The following is a 22,181-nucleotide window of genomic DNA, read 5'->3' as shown; positions in this document are numbered from 1 at the left end:
AAGATCTTCTTGATGATGGTTTTGGAATGTTCCAATTTTCTATCTACACCCGGTTTTGCGCCAGCCGTGAAAATGCTGAGGTACATTCCAAACGCACCAAAAGAAACCTTCCCAAAAAAGGAAAGGTGTGTATTATGCAAATTACCGATAAGCAATTTGGAATGATCGAACTATTTCAAGGGCGCAAAGAAACTGCTCCCGAAGCTCCAACGCAGCAACTGGAACTTTTTTAGGATTTCAAAAAAGCAGGCTCGCCTAGCAAAGAAATCAAAAAAAGTGTTCGTTTTTTAATTCTAACTACAAACTTAAAAAACAGGATACCAGCTTTTTAGAGCGGGTATCCTGTGAATCCTAATTAAAAATACAATTCTGAAAGCAATTCACAACTTACTATGAAAAGAGGCTTTGAAACTGATGCCTGTGAATCCTAATTAAAAATACAATTCTGAAAGCAATTCACAACTATTACAAAGCGCCACTTTCAATTGCATGACCTGTGAATCCTAATTAAAAATACAATTCTGAAAGCAATTCACAACAACTTGCTCGCTAAAAAGGAAAGAGTTAACCCTGTGAATCCTAATTAAAAATACAATTCTGAAAGCAATTCACAACTCATCCCACTTACCGGAAGTTTCCTTTAAGCCTGTGAATCCTAATTAAAAATACAATTCTGAAAGCAATTCACAACTAAGCAAAAAATGAATAACGAGCCTGTAACCCTGTGAATCCTAATTAAAAATACAATTCTGAAAGCAATTCACAACGGAACAACCCTTTTGACTTAAAAATATTCACCTGTGAATCCTAATTAAAAATACAATTCTGAAAGCAATTCACAACAGGTCGCAACGAAACCTTATACTTTCCCGCCTGTGAATCCTAATTAAAAATACAATTCTGAAAGCAATTCACAACATCCCAATTAAGCAACAGTTAAAGAGAGATCCTGTGAATCCTAATTAAAAATACAATTCTGAAAGCAATTCACAACTAATACAAAAAGGGCGGTTATCCTGCAACACCTGTGAATCCTAATTAAAAATACAATTCTGAAAGCAATTCACAACAGCTTGTAGATGAAGATGAAGAAGAAGATGCCTGTGAATCCTAATTAAAAATACAATTCTGAAAGCAATTCACAACACAATGTTATTTGTTGTAGCGTAAAGTACACCTGTGAATCCTAATTAAAAATACAATTCTGAAAGCAATTCACAACTGTTCAAATCTCATAGCCGGGGGTGACTTTCCTGTGAATCCTAATTAAAAATACAATTCTGAAAGCAATTCACAACCTACAGTAAAAGAACCTTTACAATAAGAACCCTGTGAATCCTAATTAAAAATACAATTCTGAAAGCAATTCACAACCCGGTATACGCTGAAAGGTACGTGCAGGCGCCTGTGAATCCTAATTAAAAATACAATTCTGAAAGCAATTCACAACTGCGTGGTTACCCTTCCAAATGGAGATCAGCCTGTGAATCCTAATTAAAAATACAATTCTGAAAGCAATTCACAACATTGTGTGTTGAAGGAGCCTCTCTCTTTTGCCTGTGAATCCTAATTAAAAATACAATTCTGAAAGCAATTCACAACCGGGGTAAATATGGGGTTTCTTTCAAAAGGCCTGTGAATCCTAATTAAAAATACAATTCTGAAAGCAATTCACAACCGGCCTGTGAGATCGTTTGCACCTCTTTCCTGTGAATCCTAATTAAAAATACAATTCTGAAAGCAATTCACAACAGACCGGGCTATATTAAAAGGATCCTATTTCCTGTGAATCCTAATTAAAAATACAATTCTGAAAGCAATTCACAACAGAGTCATCATATCCTCGTTAAATTGAGCACCTGTGAATCCTAATTAAAAATACAATTCTGAAAGCAATTCACAACCATGTACTTCACGTTAAGCTGGTTTTCTGACCTGTGAATCCTAAATAAAAATACAATTCTGAAAGCAATTCACAACCCATCCCACAGTAAGCAAATTCAATGTTCCCCTGTGAATCCTAAATAAAAATACAATTCTGAAAGCAATTCACAACGTATACGGAATTGTAAAAGAAGGTGGCATACCTGTGAATCCTAAATAAAAATACAATTCTGAAAGCAATTCACAAGACTTATTAAAATTTAGAAACTGTTTTTCCTTTGGGTGTTTCCCGGTAGCTGCTTCCGAATTATTTATATTTGCGTAAAACCCAAAGCAAATGATTTTCATCGAGAACGAAGGGGTTAATAACCCGAGACTGAATCTGGCATTAGAGGAATATGCCCTAAGGAATTTTAGTGCCGATACCGATTATTTATTGTTTTATATCAATTCGCCTTCCATCATCATAGGCCGGAACCAAAACACTTTAGAGGAGATCAACCAGGGCTATGTCGATGAGAAGGATATCCAGGTGGTAAGAAGGGTTTCAGGCGGTGGCGCGGTGTATCACGACTTCGGAAATTTGAATTTCAGTTTTATCACCAACCACGACGTAAAAAGCTTGAATAACTTCAAGAAGTTCACGGCGCCGGTGATCAAGGTTTTAAAAAGTATGGGGCTTGATGCCGAACTCAAAGGCCGCAATGATATTCAGGTAGAGGAAAAGAAAATTTCTGGAACCGCCCAGTTCTCTACCGGAAAGCGAATGATAAGCCACGGCACCCTCCTCCTGGATACCGAGCTGGGGGAAGTTGCCAATGCCCTGAACGTAAAGATGAGTAAGATCCAGTCTAAGGGCCATAAATCGGTGCGCAGCCGGGTGGCGAATATCTCAGACTTTTTAGAGGAACCGATGAAGATCGAAGATTTCCGGAGTCGGCTTTTAAAAGGACTCTATGAGGAGAGCGAGGATTTTGAGCGCTACTACCTCAGCCCGGAAGAATGGGAAGCCGTGCACCGCTTAAAAGAAGAGAAATACGATACCTGGGACTGGAATTATGGCCGCTCCCCCAAATTCAACATTCAGCGCAGCAAGCGTTTTGCTGCAGGAGAGGTGGATTTACGGATATTTGTAGAAAAAGGTCATATCAAGGATTTTAAAATCTTCGGGGATTTCTTCGGAAAAGAACCCGTAGAAAAACTGGAAAGCCTGTTAGTTGGAGCCCGCTATGAAAAAGAGGATATTTATGAACTTCTAAAGGATATCGAGTTAAAAGAATATTTTGGGGAGATTCCGCATTTGGAGTTTATAGAATTGGTTTATGGGGAAGATGAGTGATTTCGGTTCTCGGTTGTGAGTTAATTCCGGACTTCTCCGTATTTTTTGATGATTGCCAGCTGGCCGGCGTGGTAGGTGGTATGGGAAATGATTCTTCCGAAGGCTTCAGCTTTGGTTTTGGCACCGAATTCTTTGGTGGTAATGATGCTTTCCCAGTCGGCATCGCTTTGTTTCTCTACAATGGCTTTTAGTTGCTCCAGGGAATCGGCAGCATAGGCTTTGATTTCTTCCAGGTTTGTCCACTCCCCGGTATCTTTTTGTGCAATCACTGTTTTAGCGACTACCCTAACCCCGGAATCTCCGAAAACATTTTTGGCAAAAAGCAGTTCGACATCACCAATGTGTCTGATAAGAAATCCTACAGAATTTGGGGAGGTCCCTAATCTTTTTTTAAGATCTTCAGCGCTAAGGTCATCCAGCAGGTTGGAGAATCGCGTGCGGGCTTCCAGCCATAGTTCCAGTAAAGTTTCGGTTTTCGTTTTCATGGGTTTTCTTCCTGAGATTCTGCCAGTCTAATTTACGAATTTAGTTTATTAGTCTTTAGGTCTTGGATGGTAGATGCCGTGGTGGTTTAAGATTTAATAAACCAAGGGTGCTAAGATATTAAGCACATGGTAGCGGCTACAAAAGGAATACTTTTCTGACATTTCTTGTCAATCGGCTTATTCCGAGTTTATTTGCTGACTTGGTTATGTTCATTTTTTTGCTTGTCCAAAAAAACGAACCAAAAAAAGGACACTTTTTTGCAGGTGTTTCCGTAGCGCTACCGCGCTCGGAACCGCACTTTCCCGGCTAAATTTTCTCCAAGGCTTCAAAAATTTTACGCCGGGAAAGTACTACACTCAAAAAAGAAATTTTGATAATAAAATTACCAATATAAGTTATTATGGAATTTTAAAGAATTGATCTTAGTGTGCCAAGAACTGTCCTAACCCAAAGAAACTATTCTGATTTTTATCATTTCCACTCTTTTTCGACCTGGCTACCTTAGCTTAAAAACAATGAGAGTTTATAGTTCAATAATAGTGATACTTTTATTTCTGAACAGTTGCGGGAATAAGGATGAAACTAAAATTCCACACTTTGGGGTAAAACCTGTAGTACCTTCCCTAATTTTAAAGGATCACAAAGATTTTCTTGACAAGCTAAAAGTTATCACTTCTTATGAGGACAGTACCGGCTTAGCCGCAAGGGAGTTGTATGAAGTAATGGAATTTCATTTTAAGGAGGAAGAGGATTATGTTTTGCCTCCTTTAGGGATCCTGCCTTTATTGGCAAAAGGCGAACTCCCCAAAGAGAGCGGGAAGATCATTCAGCTTACCGAAAAATTCAGAGAAAACTCAGACGCCATGCTCGCAGAACATCAGATGATCAAACATTTCCTGGGCGAAATGATGGCTGCTGCCTGGAGAGAAAAGCATCCCGAAATTCTGGGATATGATAAAGCCCTAGAAAAACATGCTGAACTGGAAGAAGGCATCTTATTTCCAGCCGTGTTATTAATAGGAGATTATTTGAAACTCAGGGACAAAGATCTTTGACAAAGCACAAAAAAAAAGAACAGGAGGTGCAGTCCTCCTGTTCTTATAAAAGTATTAATTACTATTAACCAAAAAAGTAACCTGATTGATCGGGCTGTCTGGAGGCCCAACCGGTATTCTGACCGTATTCCAGACAGGAGCTAAATTAGGTATTTAAGGCAGTACGAAATATGATGAGCCTCATATTTTGGAAAACAAATGAAAATTATCATTTAAACCAGCCGCTGTACATGATATAATTTTTAGCGGTTTTCGTTAGGTTTCTTATTTGGTCTTTACTTAGTTTTTTGATCTTTCGCGCAGGGGTGCCGGCGTAGATATGTCCGGGTTCGCAGATGGTATTCTCCAGCACCACCGCGCCGGCAGCGATAATACAATTCTCTCCAACCACAGTTTTATCCATTACAATAGCGCCCATCCCGATAAGGACATTATCCTTTACTTCACAGCCATGAACAATGGCATTATGCCCCACCGAGACATTATTACCAATGCTGGTTGCCGCCTTCTCATAAGTACAATGGATCACGGCCCCATCCTGGATGTTGGTTTTATCACCTATACGTATAGCATTTACATCCCCACGAATCACGGCGTTGAACCAAACCGAACACTGCTCTCCCATCACCACATCTCCAACTATGGTCGAATTTTCGGCAAGAAAACAATCCTTGCCGAATTCAGGGGTAATTTCTTTCACGGGTAAAATAAGTGGCATAAGTTATTTTTGTTCGAAAGTTAGGAATTTTTCTGCGGGAAAAGCAACAAAAAACCGATACCTGAAAACCTAGTCCTCCAGTTTATTGATCACTTTTGCGGCATCTGCTCCCGATCGGAGGGCACCTTCCATGGTACTACGCAATATACTGGTATATTCCCCGGCAAAATGGAAGCGCCCATGAGGTTTTTGCAGCGCCTTTAAATATTTGGCTACATCTCCCGGGGCCGGGAAGCTCGGCCCACCAAGGGCGTAAGGATCTTCTCCCCAGGCCTTGATATAGGTCTTCACATGATGATCTTTAAAATCGGGGAAGATCTTTTTCATTTCAGGTAGGAGCTTGTCTGCCAGGTCTTGTTTATTTAATTTTCCGAGAGCTTCTGCCTCTTTTCCCATGGCATAGCTTTCCAGTATCCCGGGATTTTCGGCTGGGTTTTGAGACATAATATAAGGGGTGATCTGTTTTACAGGGAGGTCGGTATAGACGGCTCCCGATAGATTTTTATTCAACCAGAAGGCCTTGTCGGTTTGAAAAAAGCTACGGGTTACCTCAAGTACAGGTAGTTTCTGTAATGCTTCGGCTTTAAGGGGAGGTAAGGCAGGTTCAAAAGGAATCCCGGCAAGAACTGCCGCGGGGATAGTACAAGCCACGTAATCGGCCCTATATTCAAAATTTCCCTCCTTGTTTTTCACTTTCACAAAGGCCTTATCCTCCGACTCGCCAAGTTGGGTCACTCTGGTGTTATATTTAATCTTATCGCCAAGTTGCCTGGCCATAGCTACGGGCAAGCTGTCGTTGCCTCCTTTAAGCTGAAAAAAGGAAGTCCCGCTCATAAAGAGGCCAAAATCAGAAACTGCCATAGAAAGTCCCGAGGTCTCTTTAGGTTTTGCGGCAAACCACTGCGTATGCTGCACCAATTTAATGGCGCCTTCACTGGCTCCCTGACGCTTCATATAATCATAGAGCGAGATTTCATCGAGATCTATAAGAGGTTTTTGATCCCAGGCATCATAATTAATGTTTTCTTTGGGGAGGGGTTTCATTATATATTTTTGAACGATTCCCATAGGGCCCAATTCATTTTCCTCCGGACTTAAATCGTAGGGCCATTTTGGGGTATCTCCCGGGGCCACCTCCATCTTTTTACCATTAAAATAGTAAATCACAGTTTTTTCCGGAAATGGGAAAGGAACCTGTTCGAGATTTAGTTCTTCAATATATTTTAGGGCCAGGATATAGGTAGAAGAAAAACCCAGCGCGCCCTCTTCGGCGTATAGGCCCTGGGGAAAAGGATCCCGAATGGTAGAAACCCTGCCACCGGGGCGGTTTCGGGCCTCAAGGACAGTGACCTTATGCCCTGCTCTATCAAGTTCCCTGGCTGCAGCAAGACCTGCCAGCCCCGCGCCAAGGATTAAAATATCCCTGGGCTTCCTGGTTTTGCTCAGGATAAACTCTCCGGCCATAAGAGATGAAGGGAAAAGCATGCCCGCTCCCAGGGCACCGAGGCTAAGACTAAATTCTTGAATAAATTTCCTTCTGGTAATTTGTGTTGCATTTATTGGTATCATAATAATTAAGATTGGTGAGTCTAAATATTAAGCACAAAAAGCAGGGATGAGAATAGACAGGGGAGCAATTATAAAGAGCAATAATAGGCTAAATGGGAATAGCCACCAGACTAAGATATTGAATTTTAGATAAATATAAAAACAAGGGTCCCGGTCAGGACTAAATTAAGGTTCAAATACAGAAAAGAGGATTGTATAGAAAGATAAGTTTTTTTTAGGGGCGATTTTTTTACCGCCCACTTATTTTCTTATAGCTACGAAGCTGGTTTGGAGTATATTCATTAACCTTATTCCTGCTCCCCTTGCAGGATCTTAAGATAGGCCGATAATTGCCCGCGGTGGTAAATCTCGTGTTCAAGCAGTTTCTGCATAATGAACCACCAGATATTAGTCTGCTCCCCAAGTTCTCCGGTTACTTTCTCATTCAAGGTGTTTTCATCCATCGCCTGGATGGTTGCGTGACGTTCTTTTTGAAGGCTTTTCAGGCGTTCCTTCACCTCATCGAATTCGGCTTTTTCCACCTCGTAATGAGGCTCTTCTGAACCGAGTTGCCATTTAAAGGTTTTTTCTCCAGCCTGCAGCATCTTTAAAAAGAGCTCATCTACCTTCACCAGATGTTTTGCGATATGGAAAAAGCTCATCGTATTATTATTCAGGCGCCAGTTCATAAAGCCTTCAGGAAGTCTTTCCAGGACCTCAAGGCTTTTATCCCTGATCTCCCAGGAGAATTCGGCCAGTTGGTTTGCATAAGTATTACACTCCATAATTTCTCTGTATGGGTTGGATCTTCCTAAAGTAAGAATATTTAAAAGAGCCTGAAATGATATTTATCAGAAAGGGAAACCGAAAGGTATTTTTAAGCTTCAGGGTACCATATTCCCTGGAAATAAAAAACCGACAGGAAGGCCTGCCGGTTTTTGATGTAAAAAAATCCTGAAAATTTCAGTTTTAATCTTTACTACGTCTTACTTTTTTCTTCTTACGATGTTTCATTACCTCGGCTTCGCTGTAAAAGATAATCTCTTCGGCAATATTAGTAATGAGGTCTCCTATGCGTTCCAGTTTTTTGATCACAGAAAACAGCAGGAGAAACTGGTTGATAAGCTCCGGATCCTTCTTAATCTCTTCAGAAATAATATTGAAGGAAGCCATATTAATCTCGTTCAGGGTCTTGTCTTTTTTAAAGACCTTGCGCGCCATTTTGGTGTCTACCTCTTCATAAGAGTCGGTAATGTCTTCCAGCATAGAAAGAGCGGCACTAAACATCTCCTCCACCCGCATCATTTCCAGAAGCTTCTTATCAATTGGGGTATCGAGTTCTACGATATATTTAGAGATCCCATAGGCGTGGTCTCCTACTCTTTCCAGGTCAAAATTGATTTTTCGCAGGGCCAGGGCGAATCTCAAATCGCTGGCAACTGGATTATGAAGAGCGATGAAACGTTCACAATCCCGGTCTATTCTCAAGTCTAGGGCATTCACCCTGTTTTCGGTATGAACCACCTCTTCGGCTAATTCGCTGTCGTGAGCAAAAAAAGCATCCCGGGCGTTCACCAGTTGTTTGTGACAAAGATGAAGCATCTCAAGCCCGGCTTGATTTAAAGCTTCCTTATGTTGATCTAAACTTATCATAATACTTATTTTTATCCGAACCTACCGGTAATATAATTCTCTGTTTGCTGTTTTTCGGGATTGGTAAAGAGTTTTTTCGATTTATCGTACTCAATCAATTCCCCAAGATAAAAAAATGCGGTATAATCGCTAATCCTACCTGCCTGTTGCATATTGTGTGTTACAATCACAATAGTGTATTTCTGTTTTAGCTCGTAGATGAGTTCTTCGATCTTGGCCGTGGAAAGCGGGTCGAGGGCAGAAGTTGGCTCATCCATTAAAATAATAGAAGGTTCTACCGCAAGGGTACGCGCAATACAAAGTCGTTGCTGTTGTCCTCCGGAAAGAGCCATCGCCGATTTGTTAAGATCGTCTTTTACCTCGTCCCAAAGGGCTACCTGTTTCAGGGACTCCTCTACTTTTTCCTTAAGGAATTTTTTATCTTTTATTCCCTGTATCTTCAGGCCATAGGCCACATTCTCATAAATGGATTTCGGGAAGGGATTAGGTTTCTGAAAAACCATGCCCACCTGTTTCCGAAGTTGTTCTACATTCACCTTCTTTTTATAGATGTTCTCACCGTCTATCAGGATCTCACCTTCCATCCTGAAACCGTCTACATAATCATTCATCCTGTCGAAAAGTCTGAGAAAAGTAGATTTCCCACAACCGGAAGGACCTATAAAAGCGGTAACCTTATTGGCTTTAATCTGCATATCTATGCCCTTAATAGCCTCAAAGTTATCATAAAAGACTTTTACTCCCCTGGCCTCCAGTTTATGCACTCGTTTAATAGATTTATCTACAATATTTTCGTTCACTTGTTGCGTCATTTATCCTAATTTTTTCTGCCATTTATTTCTGAAGAAAACAGCTATTCCATTCATCAGGAAAGTTATTAATAATAAAATTATAATTGCTGCGGCGGCATTTACTTCAAAGCCTTCTTGCGGTCTCGAGATCCAGTTAAAGATCTGAATAGGCAAAACCGAAAATTCATCCATAGGAGATTCCGGGGCAAAAGGCACATAGGTTAGGGCCCCGATCACGATCAGTGGGGCAGTCTCCCCAACTGCTCTGGAAAGCGCCAGAATAACCCCGGTGAGTATCCCTCCAAAGGAGGCCGGTAACAATTGCCGGGCCACAGTTTGCCATTTTGAAGCTCCCAGGGCGAAAGAAGCATCTCTCACCGACTGGGGCACTGCTTTAATCGCCTCTCTGGTAGAGACAATCACAATGGGCAGGATAAGCAAAGCCAGAGTAAAACTTCCGGCCAGCACACTGGAGCCCATTTCGGCTACACGCACAAAAATCTCAAGCCCGAGCAAACCGTAAATAATCGAGGGCACTCCTGCGAGGTTAGAAATATTTACTTCAAGCAGGGAGGAAAGCCGGCCTTTTTTAGCATATTCTTCGAGATAGATCGCCGCAGCTATTCCTAATGGCAAAGCGATTAGGGTTGTTAAAACCAGTACCCATACACTTCCCATAAGGGCCGTATAGATCCCTGCTCTCTCGGCCTTACGGGAAGGCAGGCTGGTGATAAAGTCCCAGTCTATTCTTTGCAAGCCATCAATAAGAATAGATCCTATAAAGATGGCCAGTAAAACCAATCCTAAAAGCGTACAGGCAATTCCCCAGTACTTAAAGATCTGGTCTTTGAGTCTATTGGCTTTTATATTATTCATATTTTTCCCTGAATTTTTTCCTGATCTTATAGCTAAAAGTATTCAGCAGGAAGGTGAAAATGAACAGGGTAATCCCTGCCGCAAAGATGGTTCTGTATTCCAGGCTACCGTGTTCCACATCTCCGAGGCTCACCTGAACTATGTAGGCAGTAATGGTCTCTACCGGTACGGTTGGGTCCATCGTTAAACGGGGTTGCTGGCCGGCGGCTATAGCTACGATCATCGTTTCTCCGATAGCCCTGGAAATTGCCAGGATTATCGATACAATAATACCAGAGGAGGCTGCAGGAACCAAAACCCTAAAAGAATTTTGAAGTTTTGTAGAGCCCATCCCGTAGGCCGCTTCCCGCAGCGAATTTGGTACAGCGTGCAAAGCATCCTCACTCAGGGAAGAGACAAAAGGAATAATCATTATTCCCATCACCAAACCAGCTGAAAGAGAATTAAATCCGGAAAGGCCCGGGATAAAGCTTTGCAAGAAAGGGGTGACTACTGTTAAGGCGAAAAAACCATAAACAACAGTTGGAACCGCTGCCAGTAATTCCAGTGCCGGTTTTATTGACTTCCTGAAGCTTCTTGGAGCGTATTCACTTATGTAAATACTTATGCTAAGACCTACCGGTACTGCAAAAGCAATAGCGATAAAGGAGGTAAGCAAAGTACCGGAAAGCAGGGGCATAATCCCAAAATGCTTATCGGTAAACAATGGGGTCCATTGCGTATCGGTAAGGAAATCGATTATTGGGACTTCCTTAAAGAAATTCACCGCTTCCACCGAAAGAACCAGGATAATCCCCAGGGTAACCAGAATGGTGATTAGCGCGCTGGTTAGCAGGCTCTTTTCGATAAAGACCTCTTTAATTTTCCGCATATGAAAATATTATTAGGAAGATCCCGAACCCGTGTAGGATCCAGGATCTTCCTTAAAGATTATATTATTCTACCTTGTTTTGCTCCACAAAATCACTAAACTTCTTTCTTTCTGTTTTATATTCCTCCTCGGTTAAAGGAACATAACCAACATCTTTCAATAAAGAAGGAACTTCATTTAGATAGAATTCCATAAAGTCTATCACCTTAGGATTATTCTGAACTGAAGAACTATTCACGTATACAAATAAAGGTCTTGATAGCGGTGCGTAAGTTCCATTGCTCACTGTTTCGGAAGTAGGTTTTATACAGCCTTCTCCTCCATCTACACCAACTAATTTAAGCTTGTCGCTGTTTTCTCCGTAGTAAGCCAGGCCAAAAAAGCCAAGTCCATATTTATCGCCTGAAACTCCCTGTACAAGTACGTTATCGTCTTCACTGGCGGTATAGTCTCCACGACTGCTACCACTTTTTCCGTTGATAGCTTCGGTAAAATAATCGAAAGTACCAGAAGCAACTCCGGGACCATATAGATGGATCTCTTCATCGGGCCATTCAGGTCTAATCTGGTTCCAACGCTTTATTTTTCCCTGAGCTGCAGGTTCCCAGATCGTTTTAAGTTCTTCAACGGTGATACAGTCTAACCAGTCATTCTCAGGGTGGGCGATTACGGCAAGCCCGTCATAAGCTACCTCGAGTTCAATAAAATCAATATTGTTCTCTTCTGCTATGGCTTTTTCATCAGTTTTAATAGATCGGGAAGCATTGGCAATATCTACATCGCCACGTCCGAATTTTTGAAAACCTCCTCCGGTACCTGAAACCCCAATGGTTACATTAACTTTTGGATCTTCATTTCTATATTCTTCAGCTATAGCTTCAGTTATGGGATACACCGTACTGGAACCGTCTATAGAAATTCCAGCACTGTCATCTTTCTTATTGTTTCCGCAGGCAAACATCAGGAATGCCATGGCGCTTGTTAATAGAATTTTTTTCATTGTTTCTTAGTTATTAAAAGTGAAAGTCAATTTGAAATCTAAACATTAAACTATTGTCTATATCATCCTCATAATTATTGAGGCTAAGGTCTGTCTGAACTTTTAGCTTATGGCCAACGATATATTTCGAAAGTCCCAGGGTGTATTGATCCTGAATTCCAAGACCGCTTATCCCTCCGGCTTTATCAAGGCTGGTATATCTTCCGGTAAGCTGAAAGTTGTTCTTAAAAACATATCCGGTTTGCAGGTTAAAACCTTCCCCTACATTTACGATATCTCCTGTTGGGGTGCCATCAGAATTCACCGCTACAGCTTCATCGGCTGTACGTTTGGCATACTCGGCCATAACTGACCAGCCGCGGTATTTAAACATCGCATCCAGGAAAAAAGTTTTGATATCGGTTTCAAAAAGCCCGGCATCGGTTTCCATATAAGCTCCAGAGTTGGATCGGGTCCTAACCGCATTATTATTATAATCGTAAGACATCCCTACTCCCAGTTTGGGTTCGGGTTCTCTTTTAAGGTCGGCTCCCTTGTAGTCGTCGAAATTTCCAAAGGGCAGGGCCTCCAACCTACCGGTATACTGAAACCCACCTTCATTTCCAGTGGTTACATTCCTACCTTCCCCCTGGGAAAGAGCCAATGCCTCTTTAATGATGAAATCGTTGCCCAGGTCAATAAAATGGTGCAATTGCACTCCCATTTCCCTGTCTACATTAAAACGGCTATTCACCAGGGAACGGTCTACCGTTTCCAGGTTCGCAGAAGAAATCACCCTCTCGCGGTTCCCCGGAAGCTTGGTTTGACCAGCCCAAAGTTCGAAATTCTCATAGAAGTTCCACTTAAGAACCGCATCAAGAATGTATCGGGGAGTATTTCCGGTGTATTTTGAGCCCCCTGAGATATCCCTGTTTGAAAGGCCTATCTCTATCTTATATTCTAATTTTGGAGTTAAGGCAAATCCCCCAAATTTTAAACGGGAGCGCCTAATCAGTAAATTAGATTCCCCGGTTTCGAAATCTTCATAATGAGGAAATTCCCACTCGGAAGTATACAGCGACTGAAATCTTGCAGCAAAACTCATACTATAGGAGCTATCTTTTGCCACAATATTAATAAGGCCTTTCCCGAAGGTATTTTCTGAAAGGTCCTGTGAATGCATATTAAATGATGCCAAAAAAATAAAAGTTAAGGTCGTTAGCCCTTTTCTGAATTCCATAATTTTCTTTGTTTTTGTCACTGCAAATAACCAACCTTAATGTTAAGCCTAAGTTAAGTGCAAATTATGGTTCAGTAAAAAAAGAACTATTAAAATTAAAAAAAGGTTGCCTGGCCGGGGCAACCTGCATACATCTCAATCGACAAAAACAAAGATGGTATGAAACCCTGAATGCATATCAGAGCCACAAATATGCTTGAAATACAGCAATAGTGTGTAAAGGGAAAGTTATCTAAATTTTAATTTTACTTGTACCGGATCCCGGGCCCGGATCTTCGGGACTCTTTTTTCTGATAAAAAACTATTTAATAATCTTCAAGGAGATTGTTCCATTCCAGGGTTTTCAAGGTACCCACCAGAATTGGATCTATTTTTTTAAGCAAGGGAGAGCCCTTTGGGAAACTGTACCCGTAATAATCTCTCTTAAGCGTTTGCTGCAAGACTTCCAACTCACCTCCGAGATCTCTTCGGTCTATCTCATATTTAAGAATTGGCTGGTCGTAAACAAAAAGTTTTGATTTTTCGTCTAAAATATCCTGAATACCCTGTCTTTCATCTGCAACCTCTTCACTTTTAACAGCATATTGATCCAACAATTCCTGGGCACTGGAGCCGGTTACGGTAAGTACATCGAAACGTTTCAAATCCTCAACAGAATTGATCTCATCAGAAATAGTCTGCACGGTAAGCGAGGAAGCGATTCCCGCGGTAAGTCCAGATATCATCACTATAGCCATAAACATCCAGATAAGTCCGATAAATCTTCCGCCGAAAGTCCGGGGAGCTTTATCCCCATAACCCACGGTGGTCATAGTAACTGCACTCCACCAGAAGCCCTGAAGGATACCACGAGCTCCGGGGCCAAACTCTTCTTTGTTCCTTCTATGTTCAAAGATCCAAACCAGGAATCCAAAAAGAAGGATCACTCCCAGGAGGATCAGGATACCTTTTATGAAATTCCAGCTAAAAATATTAGCCAGGTACGTCCAGATCATGGTTTCACTCTTTTTGGCAACCCCGGTAAAAGAAATAAAATAAGGCTGTGAAAAATCCATTCGCTGCATTCGCTGATCGGTTACTGTAATGGGATTGATACTGAAATCTACCTCTCCTTTTTCCACGGCATCCAGCAATTCTATCAAAGAAGGGTAAGCCCGGAATTCATAATCGGCATCAAGCTCTTCGTTGACCAGGTTCCAGGAGGAAATACTTAGTCCGGAATATGTCCCATTATCTTTTACTACGAAGGGAGGAGTTTCTGTAATCCCGATTTTTAATTTTTTAGTTGGGGAAGCCAGCGTGTCCTGAGCATAAGATTCTGCGGTAAAAAATAAACCAATGAGAAGAAGGAGTTTCAGATATTTGATCATAACAGGAAGTCGGATTTTTGACAAAATAAAGAAAAATATCTTCCCAATCAGATTTAATCAGGTTTATCGAGCTGGTAGTGCATCGATTCAGGATTAATCGTAACTTAGAATTAAATAAATGCAATTTTATGTGTTACCGTACTAAATTGAATGCAAAACTGAGTGATATAGAGCGGGCTTTCGACGCGAGATTTATCGAGGCTGAGGCTTATGAACCCAGGGAAGAGATCAATGCATTTAGTTTTATAAAAACCCCGGTGGTAATCGATGAGAACCCGCGGGAGATCGAAATGTTCAATTGGGGATTGATCCCCTTCTGGGCTAAAGATGAAAAGATAAGGAAAATGACCCTGAATGCCCGCATCGAAAGCCTGAGTGAAAAACCCGCTTTTAGAAATTCGATAGAAAACAGGTGCCTGGTGATCGCCAACGGGTATTACGAATGGCAATGGAAAGATGCCAAAGGGAAGGAAAAACAGAAATTTCTCATCACCCCACAAGAGCAGGATATTTTTGCCTTTGCAGGGATCTATTCCAGCTGGACCAATCCTAAGACCAATAAATTGGTTAACTCCTACTCTATCGTCACCACCAAAGCCAATGAACTAATGAGTGAAATTCACAATCATAAACAACGTATGCCCGTGGTTTTAAAGAAAAAAGACCAACAGCTCTGGCTCTCGGGCAAAGAGGTTTCCCAATTCGCTTTTCCCTATGAGGTGAAGCTTAATGCGAGTCCTCTTTAAAAATAACGGGGGCTACTCAGGCAATTTAGGTTCCAGAACTTCCCAGACATTTTCAGCAATAATTTTTTGTCCTTCGGCAGTTGGGTGAATTCCGTCCTGTTGGTTCAAGCCTGGGATCCCGGCAACATCTTCCAGGAGAAAGGGAATTAGTTCCAGATCGTATTCTTTGGCCAATTCGGGAAAAATATTCCTGAATTCGGTGGTATACTCCGCTCCCATATTTGGCGGAATCTGCATTCCTGCCAGGATGATTCGGGTGTCGGGATTCTTCTTTCGAACTTCCTCTATGATCTCCCGAAGATTTTTTCGTGTTTCTTCCAGGGGCACTCCCCGGAGCCCGTCGTTTGCGCCCAGTTCCAGGACAAAGACATCCACCTTTTGGTTAAGTACCCAATTGAGCCTGTTTTTTCCGCTAGCTGTTGTCTCTCCACTTAAACCTGCATTCACCACATCATAATCCAGTTGCAAAGAATCCAGTTTTCGTTGAATCACGGCCGGATATGCCTGCGCCGGTTCCAGGCCCAGACCTGCCGTGAGACTGGTTCCGAAGAAAAGAATGGTTTTTTCTTCCTCATTTTCCTGTGGAAGATCGGTTTCAATAATTTCTTCATCAGTTTTTTTCTCTTTTTTTTTCGCAGATTCCCCACAGGCAGCAAGGAGTAAAAAGGATAAAAAAATCGTCAGGATAGGGATGTTTCTCATAGCAGCAGGATTATAATCGAAATCATTTCTTTATTTTGTCAAATCAGTATAAAAATTATAGGACCTAAGATGGCAAAGATATTAAACGTACACCAGCTGGAGAAAAGCTATTCCAGCGGATCAAAGAGATTAAAGGTTTTACAGGACATCAGCTTTGATATTGAAGAACGGGAAAGCTTTGCCATTGTTGGGCCTTCAGGGAGCGGAAAGACCACCTTGCTCGGCTTGTGCGCCGGGCTGGACCAGGCCGATTCCGGCAGAATAGAATTATGCGGCACCGATCTTGGTACTTTAAATGAAGATGAACGGGCCGTGTTGCGAAATCGAAGAGTTGGTTTTGTATTCCAGGATTTTCAGTTGCTGCCAACGCTCACTGCACTGGAAAATGTAGCCGTACCTCTGGAATTACAGGGGGCGAAAGATGCTATAAAAACCGGAAAAGAATTGCTGGAAAAAGTTGGATTGAAAGACCGAATGGATCATTATCCTTCGCAACTCTCCGGCGGAGAGCAACAACGAGTTGCCCTGGCACGGGCCTTTTCTACCAAACCCTCGATTTTGTTTGCCGATGAGCCTACCGGAAACCTGGATGCTGAAACCGGAGAAAAGGTTGTGAAACTTCTTTTTGAGCTGAACAAAGAAGCCGGCACTACCCTGGTTATTGTCACCCACGATCTGGAACTCGCACAAAAAACCCAGCGAATACTAAGACTAAAAGGCGGAAGGATAATCTCAAAAGAGACTTCGGCATCATGAAGATAGTCCAGAATAATACTTTCAGTAAAGCAAACTTCGGCTGGCTTCTAAAGATGGCCTGGCGGGATGGGAAAGCTAGTGGGCGCAAGCTCATCCTCTTTATGGCCTCCATTGTACTGGGAATAGCGGCGGTGGTAAGCATCCAGTCTTTTGGAGAAAACCTTAAGGATAATATTCAGTTACAATCCAAGGCCCTCATGGGCGCCGATTTCAAGATAGACAGTAACAACCCGCCGAATGAGCGGGTGACAGAAATAATGGATTCTCTAGGCGGAGCCGATGGAAGAGAGATCAAATTTCCTTCAATGGTAGCTTTTGAAAAAAATGAGGCTACCAGGTTAATGCAGGTTAGAGGTATTGAGGGAGACTTCCCTTTTTACGGGGCTTTGGAGACCAGTCCGGCTTCGGCAGCCAAAGAATACCAGGAAAAAGGAGCAGCCCTGATGGATGCCACCCTGATGCTTCAGCTGGGAATAGAGACCGGGGATATAATAAAAATAGGCAAGCTGCGATTGCCAGTGGCAGGTGCCCTACACTCGGTGCCGGGCAGTGCCGCAATCTTTAGCTCTGTAGCACCACCTGTGGTTATACCTTTTCGGTTTATAGAAGAATCAGGACTGGTGCAAACCGGAAGCCGGATAGATTATGAGTTTTATTTTAAAGCTAAGCCGGGAACCGACCTGGAGAAAATGGATAAAGAGCTGGGGCCAGTGTTGGACCTGGAGGATGCCGATCTGGACACCCATACCTCCACAAGCGAGAGGCTGGGCAGGCGCTATGATAATTTTGGAAAGTTCCTCAACCTGGTTGCTTTCATCGCTCTTTTACTGGGATGTGTGGGTATTGCCAGTGCGATAAATATCTATATCAAAGAAAAACTCCGGGCTGTAGCCGTGCTGAAATGCCTGGGAGCCACCAGAAAACAAAGCTTCCTTATCTTTTTAATCCAGGTGACAATTATGGGATTATTAGGCGGAATTGCAGGTTCCGCACTGGGCTTATTTTTACAACAGTTATTCCCTTTGTTTTTACAGGATTTACTACCGGTTGATGTTCAGGTGAGCATAGTGCCACAGGCCATGTTGATGGGAGTTTTGTTGGGAATCTTCATGTCGGTATTGTTTGCGCTTTATCCTTTAATGGGAACACTATATATCTCCCCACTGCAGGCGCTTCGCGTCCAGGAGGAAAAAACTTCGAGATCACGCAAAGCGATACTGTTGGTTTCCCTGGGGATTTTAATATTCATATTTCTCTTTTCTTTCTGGCTGCTCGGGGACTGGCGGTATTCCCTTGCCTTTGTAGGCGGGATTCTGGTAAGCTTCTCTATCCTAGCGGGAGTGGCAGCTATATTTATGAAAGCCATTAGAAGATATTTTCCTCTTTCCTGGGGATTCCCGGCAAGGCAGAGTTTGCTAAATCTTTTCAGGCCGCAAAACCAAACCTTGATTCTTATTTTGGCTATTGGGGTGGGAAGCTTTCTCATTAGCACCCTTTATTTCAGCAAAGACCTCTTGCTGGCCCAGGCTTCCCTGGACACCGAAGCCGATAGCCCAAATATGATCCTGCTGGATGTGCAATCAGAACAACAGGAGTCGGTTGTAAGTACAATAACAGGCAACAATGCACCATTACTTGACAATATCCCCATCGTCACCATGCGGGTACAAAGCATAAAAGGAAAGACGGTTAACGAAATAAGACAGGACACTACTTCAGTGGTAAACCGGTGGGTATTGAACCACGAGTTCAGGGTCACTTACCGCGACTCCCTTATTTCTTCAGAAATTATTGAACAGGGAGAGTGGAAATCCACATCAGATAATGAAGGCGATATAGCAATTAGTGTTAGCAATAATTTTGCTGAAGATGCTAAGGTAGGCCTGGGGGACAAATTAACTTTCAATGTTCAGGGAGTAGTGCTCAATACTGAGGTGGGAAGTATAAGGACTGTAGACTGGAGCAGAATGCAACCAAATTTTTCCATCGTATTTCCCGAAGGAGTTTTGGAGGAGGCTCCACAATTCAGGGTGATCACGACAAAAGTAGCAGATGAAAGTTCCTCGGCAACCCTGCAGCAGGAACTGGTTCAGAAATTCCCGAATGTCTCTATTATAGACCTCAGGCAGGTATTAAGCGTAATTGAAGCTTTGCTGAACAAAATCTCCTGGATCATTAATTTTATGGCGTTTTTCAGCATACTCACAGGAATAATTGTGATGATTGGGGCGGTGAGAACGAGCAAGTATCAACGCATCAGGGAGAACGTGCTGTTAAGAACCCTTGGTGCTAAAAGCAAGCAAATCCTGAAGATCGCGGCTCTGGAATACATCTATTTAGGTGCTATAGGCAGCCTTTCGGGGATTTTACTGTCGCTCATCAGCAGTCAATTACTGGCGTGGCTGGTTTTCGAATCCAGCTTTATTCCCTCCTGGGTGCCTTTTCTCATACTTTTCCCGGGTATTGTCTTGTTGGTTGTTTCCATTGGATTAGCTAACAGTACTGGGGTGATTAGCAAACCACCACTGGAGGTTTTGCGCAAGGAAGGAAGATGAGTGCGGTATATTATTATAGGTTAGTATAAGATGCAGCGGAAAGTAAAATTTAAAGAATTGAATTTTTATTCTATATTTAAATAGAATATTGATGCACAATTGTTTAAATCTATCTTAGTGACTTCCATCCAAAACCTTATTCCAATGAATAAAATCTCTAAATTCAGTTATTTAAAAGACCTCTTATTACCAGGGGTTCTTTTTTTATTTACGCTCATTTCTGCAGCCCAGAGTAAGCCTGAAATGATTGAGGAGCTCATGGAAAAATATTCTGAGTACCAACAATTCAACGGCTCGGTGCTGGTAGCTGAAAACGGAAATGTAATCTATAAGGATGGCTTGGGCCTGGCTAATATGGAATTTAATATTCCCAATGAACCGGACACCAAACACAGGCTTGGTTCTATCACTAAACAGTTCACTGCAATGCTAGTCCTGCAATTGGTAGAAAACGGCAAGCTGGAACTGGATAAACCAATTTCCGAATATCTTCCGGAGTATACCGGACCAGCAGCAGATAAAGTGACAATTCATCATTTGCTAACCCATAGTTCTGGTATCCCCAGTTACAACTCCTTTCCGGGTTTCTTTGAAAATCAGAGTCGCGACCCATACACTCCCGGGGAGTTTGTGAAAACTTTTGCCGATTCAACCTTACAATTCACGCCCGGAGAAAAATTCGTTTATAACAATTCCGGGTATTTTCTGTTAGGCCATATCATTGAAAAGGTTTCCGGAAAAACTTATGAGGAAATGCTTAAAGAAAATATTTTCGAGCCCCTGGAAATGAAAAACTCCGGTTACGATCACCATGCTCATATAATTAAAAACCGGGCAGCCGGATATGAACGTGTAGGTAATGGGTACCGGAATGCTCCCTACCTAGATATGTCTATACCCTATGCTGCAGGGTCCCTTTATTCAACTGTGGAAGACCTTTACTTATGGGACCGGGCGCTTTATGAAGAAGAGCTGTTAAACGAAAAACTGAAGGAGCAAATGTTTTCAGCACAAATAAAAGATGGAGACTCGTATTATGGGTATGGCTGGGCTATCAGGAAAATGCCCATCGGAAAAACAAAAGACAGCATTCTTACAATAGCACACGGGGGAGGTATTAACGGTTTTAATACGCTGTTAATGCGAATTCCAGAAGACCAACATCTCATAGTTCTTTTAAATAATACCGGCGGTACCAACCTGGGCGAAATGGCCAGATCTATCACTAACATCCTTTACGATACCGATTATGAAATGCCGAAACGCTCGATAGCAATGGAAATACTTCCTGTTTTTATGAACAGTGGAGTTTCGGAAGGAATGAAAAAATTTAAAACTTTAAAGGCAGACCAAACCTATGGCGTAAAGGAAGATGAAATGAATATGATTGGCTACAGGTTACTCCAGGCTGGAAAAACAGAGGAAGCAATAACTGTATTCAAAATAAATGTGGAGGAATTCCCGGAATCTGGAAATGTATATGACAGTCTGGGAGAGGCCTATTTAGAAGCAGGACAAAAAGAACTTGCCATAGAAAACTATAAAAAATCTGTTGAAATCGATCCGCAGAACATCAATGGCATTAACATTCTAAAAAAACTGGAGCAGGAATAAGTTCTGCCCGGGCAACTGGGAAAGTTAACAAAAACCTAAGGCTATTCGTTAGTTCAGTAATACTTTGTACCTTCATTGTTATCAATTGTTTAAGCTATTTTAATAGAAGTTGGAAGAGCATTTTTGTATGCTCGTTTAATCGAAACAATGAAAAATTAATCAACCAAAAATGAGTATTATGAGAAATTTAAAAGTAAGACTAAGCACAGCATTGAGCATGCTATTAATGATGGCTTTATTTACCTCCTGCGATAACGACCGCAGTGTTAACCTGGCTGAAAATGAAGAACAGCGGGAAGATGTTTATCAACAGATTTTAAGTGATGAAGAACTCTTCAATGAGTTTATGGCAGAAATGCGCGAAAATCGTGGTTCCATGGATATGATGCGCAAAAACCGGCCCATGATGCGCAACATGTATGGGCGCCAACAGATGCAGAATATGATGAAAAACAATCCCGAAATGATGGATTCTATACGAATGAATATGATGACCATGATGGAACAGGATACCACCATGAAACTAAGTGAACAAAAACGGCAGCGAATGGCGCAACACATGGTACTAATGATGGAAAGAGACAGCGCACTTCAAGCCAGGGTAAAAGAAAGAATGCAGGATATGGAAAGCAACTAAGAGATCCTGGAGTTTTTTATGTATAAAAGGGAGAATATTACTCCCTTTTTTATGGAACTGAAATACTAATCCAGGAGTCCAAAAAGATAAGCACCTATTCCTAATAACAGAATGGCCAATATTACAGCTAAAATAAATAATACCAGGTAAGGCCGGGTTTGGGTAAGGTGACTCGCTACAAAAGGCTTATACTGGAAATTGAGGCCATTGTAAACTCCAATTTTCAATTTCTGGATCAGGTTATTCCTCTCTCCGCTACATAGAGTTAAAGCTATCTTAATCAAATGGCCAAATCCAATCAAAATCTCACAAGAATTTAAGATTAAGAGGTTTTCCCTTCAGAGGATAGACGGGGAAACAA

The 22,181-nt window shown here is 41.9% G+C and carries 21 protein-coding genes and 1 CRISPR repeat array; of the genes, 8 read left to right on the top strand and 13 right to left on the bottom strand.

Annotated elements, in window-relative coordinates:
- Both cas2 and BUW93_RS12935 read left to right on the top strand, forming a co-directional pair.
- Positions 1-233: CRISPR-associated endonuclease Cas2 (cas2, locus tag BUW93_RS12940; RefSeq protein WP_081212153.1), on the top strand; the 233-nt coding region annotated here is incomplete at its 5' end.
- Between the two features lie 108 nt (positions 234-341).
- Positions 342-2,132: a CRISPR direct-repeat array (repeat unit 46 nt; unit sequence CCTGTGAATCCTAATTAAAAATACAATTCTGAAAGCAATTCACAAC).
- An 89-nt stretch (positions 2,133-2,221) separates the two neighbouring features.
- Positions 2,222-3,223, top strand: a complete 1,002-nt coding sequence (locus BUW93_RS12935; protein WP_081212152.1) for a lipoate--protein ligase — start codon at positions 2,222-2,224, stop codon at positions 3,221-3,223.
- Positions 3,224-3,243: 20 nt separating this feature from the next.
- Here BUW93_RS12935 and BUW93_RS12930 read toward each other — a convergent pair whose 3' ends face one another.
- The gene (locus BUW93_RS12930; RefSeq protein WP_081212151.1) at positions 3,244-3,708 is read right to left on the bottom strand and encodes a DinB family protein; all 465 of its coding nucleotides are present in this window, start codon (positions 3,706-3,708) and stop codon (positions 3,244-3,246) included.
- A gap of 516 nt (positions 3,709-4,224) precedes the next feature.
- Between BUW93_RS12930 and BUW93_RS12925 the strand changes: the two genes are divergently transcribed.
- The gene (locus tag BUW93_RS12925; protein ID WP_081212150.1) at positions 4,225-4,764 is read left to right on the top strand and encodes a hemerythrin domain-containing protein; all 540 of its coding nucleotides are present in this window, start codon (positions 4,225-4,227) and stop codon (positions 4,762-4,764) included.
- A 208-nt stretch (positions 4,765-4,972) separates the two neighbouring features.
- Here the strand turns inward: BUW93_RS12925 and BUW93_RS12920 are convergent, their stop codons facing one another.
- From BUW93_RS12920 to BUW93_RS12870, 10 genes are all read right to left on the bottom strand, one after another.
- On the bottom strand, positions 4,973-5,482 hold the full coding sequence (locus tag BUW93_RS12920; RefSeq protein WP_081212149.1) for a gamma carbonic anhydrase family protein: 510 nt from the start codon (positions 5,480-5,482) through the stop codon (positions 4,973-4,975).
- Between the two features lie 69 nt (positions 5,483-5,551).
- Positions 5,552-7,051: a flavin monoamine oxidase family protein gene (locus tag BUW93_RS12915; RefSeq protein ID WP_081212148.1), complete on the bottom strand. Its 1,500-nt coding sequence runs from the start codon at positions 7,049-7,051 to the stop codon at positions 5,552-5,554.
- A gap of 287 nt (positions 7,052-7,338) precedes the next feature.
- Positions 7,339-7,815, bottom strand: coding sequence for a DinB family protein (locus tag BUW93_RS12910; protein WP_081212147.1), 477 nt, complete (start codon positions 7,813-7,815; stop codon positions 7,339-7,341).
- Between the two features lie 184 nt (positions 7,816-7,999).
- Complete coding sequence (gene phoU, locus BUW93_RS12905; RefSeq protein ID WP_081212146.1) at positions 8,000-8,683, bottom strand: phosphate signaling complex protein PhoU; 684 nt, start codon at positions 8,681-8,683, stop codon at positions 8,000-8,002.
- An 11-nt stretch (positions 8,684-8,694) separates the two neighbouring features.
- A complete protein-coding gene (pstB, locus tag BUW93_RS12900; RefSeq protein ID WP_081212145.1) occupies positions 8,695-9,495 on the bottom strand; it encodes a phosphate ABC transporter ATP-binding protein PstB in 801 nt (266 codons plus the stop codon).
- Positions 9,496-10,350 (bottom strand): phosphate ABC transporter permease PstA, encoded by an 855-nt coding sequence (gene pstA / locus BUW93_RS12895; RefSeq protein ID WP_081212144.1) that lies wholly within the window; start codon positions 10,348-10,350, stop codon positions 9,496-9,498. It lies immediately after the preceding gene.
- On the bottom strand, positions 10,343-11,221 hold the full coding sequence (gene pstC, locus BUW93_RS12890; RefSeq protein WP_081212143.1) for a phosphate ABC transporter permease subunit PstC: 879 nt from the start codon (positions 11,219-11,221) through the stop codon (positions 10,343-10,345). The genes pstA and pstC overlap by 8 nt, the downstream gene beginning before the upstream one ends.
- A 64-nt stretch (positions 11,222-11,285) precedes the next feature.
- Positions 11,286-12,221, bottom strand: coding sequence for a PstS family phosphate ABC transporter substrate-binding protein (locus tag BUW93_RS12885; protein ID WP_081212142.1), 936 nt, complete (start codon positions 12,219-12,221; stop codon positions 11,286-11,288).
- Positions 12,222-12,234: 13 nt separating this feature from the next.
- Complete coding sequence (locus BUW93_RS12880; RefSeq protein ID WP_081212141.1) at positions 12,235-13,440, bottom strand: porin; 1,206 nt, start codon at positions 13,438-13,440, stop codon at positions 12,235-12,237.
- A 305-nt stretch (positions 13,441-13,745) separates the two neighbouring features.
- The gene (locus BUW93_RS12870; protein ID WP_081212139.1) at positions 13,746-14,810 is read right to left on the bottom strand and encodes a transporter substrate-binding domain-containing protein; all 1,065 of its coding nucleotides are present in this window, start codon (positions 14,808-14,810) and stop codon (positions 13,746-13,748) included.
- 128 nt (positions 14,811-14,938) lie between these two features.
- Here BUW93_RS12870 and BUW93_RS12865 point away from each other — a divergent pair, with 128 nt between their 5' ends.
- On the top strand, positions 14,939-15,556 hold the full coding sequence (locus BUW93_RS12865; RefSeq protein WP_081212138.1) for an SOS response-associated peptidase: 618 nt from the start codon (positions 14,939-14,941) through the stop codon (positions 15,554-15,556).
- A gap of 12 nt (positions 15,557-15,568) precedes the next feature.
- On the opposite strand, the gene BUW93_RS12860 is transcribed toward BUW93_RS12865, so the two are convergent.
- Entirely contained in the window at positions 15,569-16,258 is a 690-nt protein-coding gene (locus tag BUW93_RS12860) for an arylesterase (RefSeq protein WP_081212137.1), read from the bottom strand.
- Positions 16,259-16,327: 69 nt separating this feature from the next.
- Here BUW93_RS12860 and BUW93_RS12855 point away from each other — a divergent pair, with 69 nt between their 5' ends.
- The 4 genes from BUW93_RS12855 (at position 16,328) to BUW93_RS12840 (ending at position 21,820) form a co-directional block, all read left to right on the top strand.
- Complete coding sequence (locus BUW93_RS12855; protein WP_081212136.1) at positions 16,328-17,014, top strand: ABC transporter ATP-binding protein; 687 nt, start codon at positions 16,328-16,330, stop codon at positions 17,012-17,014.
- Positions 17,011-19,569, top strand: a complete 2,559-nt coding sequence (locus BUW93_RS12850) for an ABC transporter permease (RefSeq protein ID WP_232778362.1) — start codon at positions 17,011-17,013, stop codon at positions 19,567-19,569. The genes BUW93_RS12855 and BUW93_RS12850 overlap by 4 nt, the downstream gene beginning before the upstream one ends.
- A 144-nt stretch (positions 19,570-19,713) precedes the next feature.
- On the top strand, positions 19,714-21,183 hold the full coding sequence (locus tag BUW93_RS12845; RefSeq protein ID WP_081212135.1) for a serine hydrolase: 1,470 nt from the start codon (positions 19,714-19,716) through the stop codon (positions 21,181-21,183).
- Positions 21,184-21,361: 178 nt separating this feature from the next.
- Positions 21,362-21,820 carry a hypothetical protein gene (locus tag BUW93_RS12840; protein WP_157893327.1) on the top strand — a complete coding sequence of 153 codons (459 nt, stop codon included), beginning with the start codon at positions 21,362-21,364 and terminating at the stop codon, positions 21,818-21,820.
- A 65-nt stretch (positions 21,821-21,885) separates the two neighbouring features.
- On the opposite strand, the gene BUW93_RS12835 is transcribed toward BUW93_RS12840, so the two are convergent.
- Positions 21,886-22,122: a hypothetical protein gene (locus tag BUW93_RS12835; RefSeq protein WP_081212133.1), complete on the bottom strand. Its 237-nt coding sequence runs from the start codon at positions 22,120-22,122 to the stop codon at positions 21,886-21,888.
- Positions 22,123-22,181 lie beyond the last annotated feature (59 nt).

Origin of the sequence: Salegentibacter sediminis (assembly GCF_002078605.1) — a bacterium.
Classification (GTDB): Bacteria; Bacteroidota; Bacteroidia; order Flavobacteriales; family Flavobacteriaceae; genus Salegentibacter; species Salegentibacter sediminis.
Note: the sequence above shows the minus strand (reverse complement) of the source record. Positions and strands in the feature narration are given on the sequence as shown.

Bases quoted from the DNA above. Each gene is read 5' to 3' on its own strand.
- BUW93_RS12845 (WP_081212135.1), top strand. From the start codon at position 19,714: ATGAATAAAATCTCTAAATTCAGTTATTTAAAAGACCTCTTATTACCA.
- BUW93_RS12840 (WP_157893327.1), top strand. From the start codon at position 21,362: ATGAGAAATTTAAAAGTAAGACTAAGCACAGCATTGAGCATGCTATTA.
- BUW93_RS12860 (WP_081212137.1), bottom strand. From the start codon at position 16,258: ATGAGAAACATCCCTATCCTGACGATTTTTTTATCCTTTTTACTCCTT.
- BUW93_RS12855 (WP_081212136.1), top strand. From the start codon at position 16,328: ATGGCAAAGATATTAAACGTACACCAGCTGGAGAAAAGCTATTCCAGC.
- pstB (WP_081212145.1), bottom strand. From the start codon at position 9,495: ATGACGCAACAAGTGAACGAAAATATTGTAGATAAATCTATTAAACGA.
- BUW93_RS12915 (WP_081212148.1), bottom strand. From the start codon at position 7,051: ATGATACCAATAAATGCAACACAAATTACCAGAAGGAAATTTATTCAA.
- BUW93_RS12910 (WP_081212147.1), bottom strand. From the start codon at position 7,815: ATGGAGTGTAATACTTATGCAAACCAACTGGCCGAATTCTCCTGGGAG.
- BUW93_RS12885 (WP_081212142.1), bottom strand. From the start codon at position 12,221: ATGAAAAAAATTCTATTAACAAGCGCCATGGCATTCCTGATGTTTGCC.
- BUW93_RS12865 (WP_081212138.1), top strand. From the start codon at position 14,939: ATGTGTTACCGTACTAAATTGAATGCAAAACTGAGTGATATAGAGCGG.
- phoU (WP_081212146.1), bottom strand. From the start codon at position 8,683: ATGATAAGTTTAGATCAACATAAGGAAGCTTTAAATCAAGCCGGGCTT.
- BUW93_RS12930 (WP_081212151.1), bottom strand. From the start codon at position 3,708: ATGAAAACGAAAACCGAAACTTTACTGGAACTATGGCTGGAAGCCCGC.
- BUW93_RS12870 (WP_081212139.1), bottom strand. From the start codon at position 14,810: ATGATCAAATATCTGAAACTCCTTCTTCTCATTGGTTTATTTTTTACC.
- BUW93_RS12850 (WP_232778362.1), top strand. From the start codon at position 17,011: ATGAAGATAGTCCAGAATAATACTTTCAGTAAAGCAAACTTCGGCTGG.
- pstC (WP_081212143.1), bottom strand. From the start codon at position 11,221: ATGCGGAAAATTAAAGAGGTCTTTATCGAAAAGAGCCTGCTAACCAGC.
- pstA (WP_081212144.1), bottom strand. From the start codon at position 10,350: ATGAATAATATAAAAGCCAATAGACTCAAAGACCAGATCTTTAAGTAC.
- BUW93_RS12925 (WP_081212150.1), top strand. From the start codon at position 4,225: ATGAGAGTTTATAGTTCAATAATAGTGATACTTTTATTTCTGAACAGT.
- BUW93_RS12935 (WP_081212152.1), top strand. From the start codon at position 2,222: ATGATTTTCATCGAGAACGAAGGGGTTAATAACCCGAGACTGAATCTG.
- BUW93_RS12880 (WP_081212141.1), bottom strand. From the start codon at position 13,440: ATGGAATTCAGAAAAGGGCTAACGACCTTAACTTTTATTTTTTTGGCA.
- BUW93_RS12920 (WP_081212149.1), bottom strand. From the start codon at position 5,482: ATGCCACTTATTTTACCCGTGAAAGAAATTACCCCTGAATTCGGCAAG.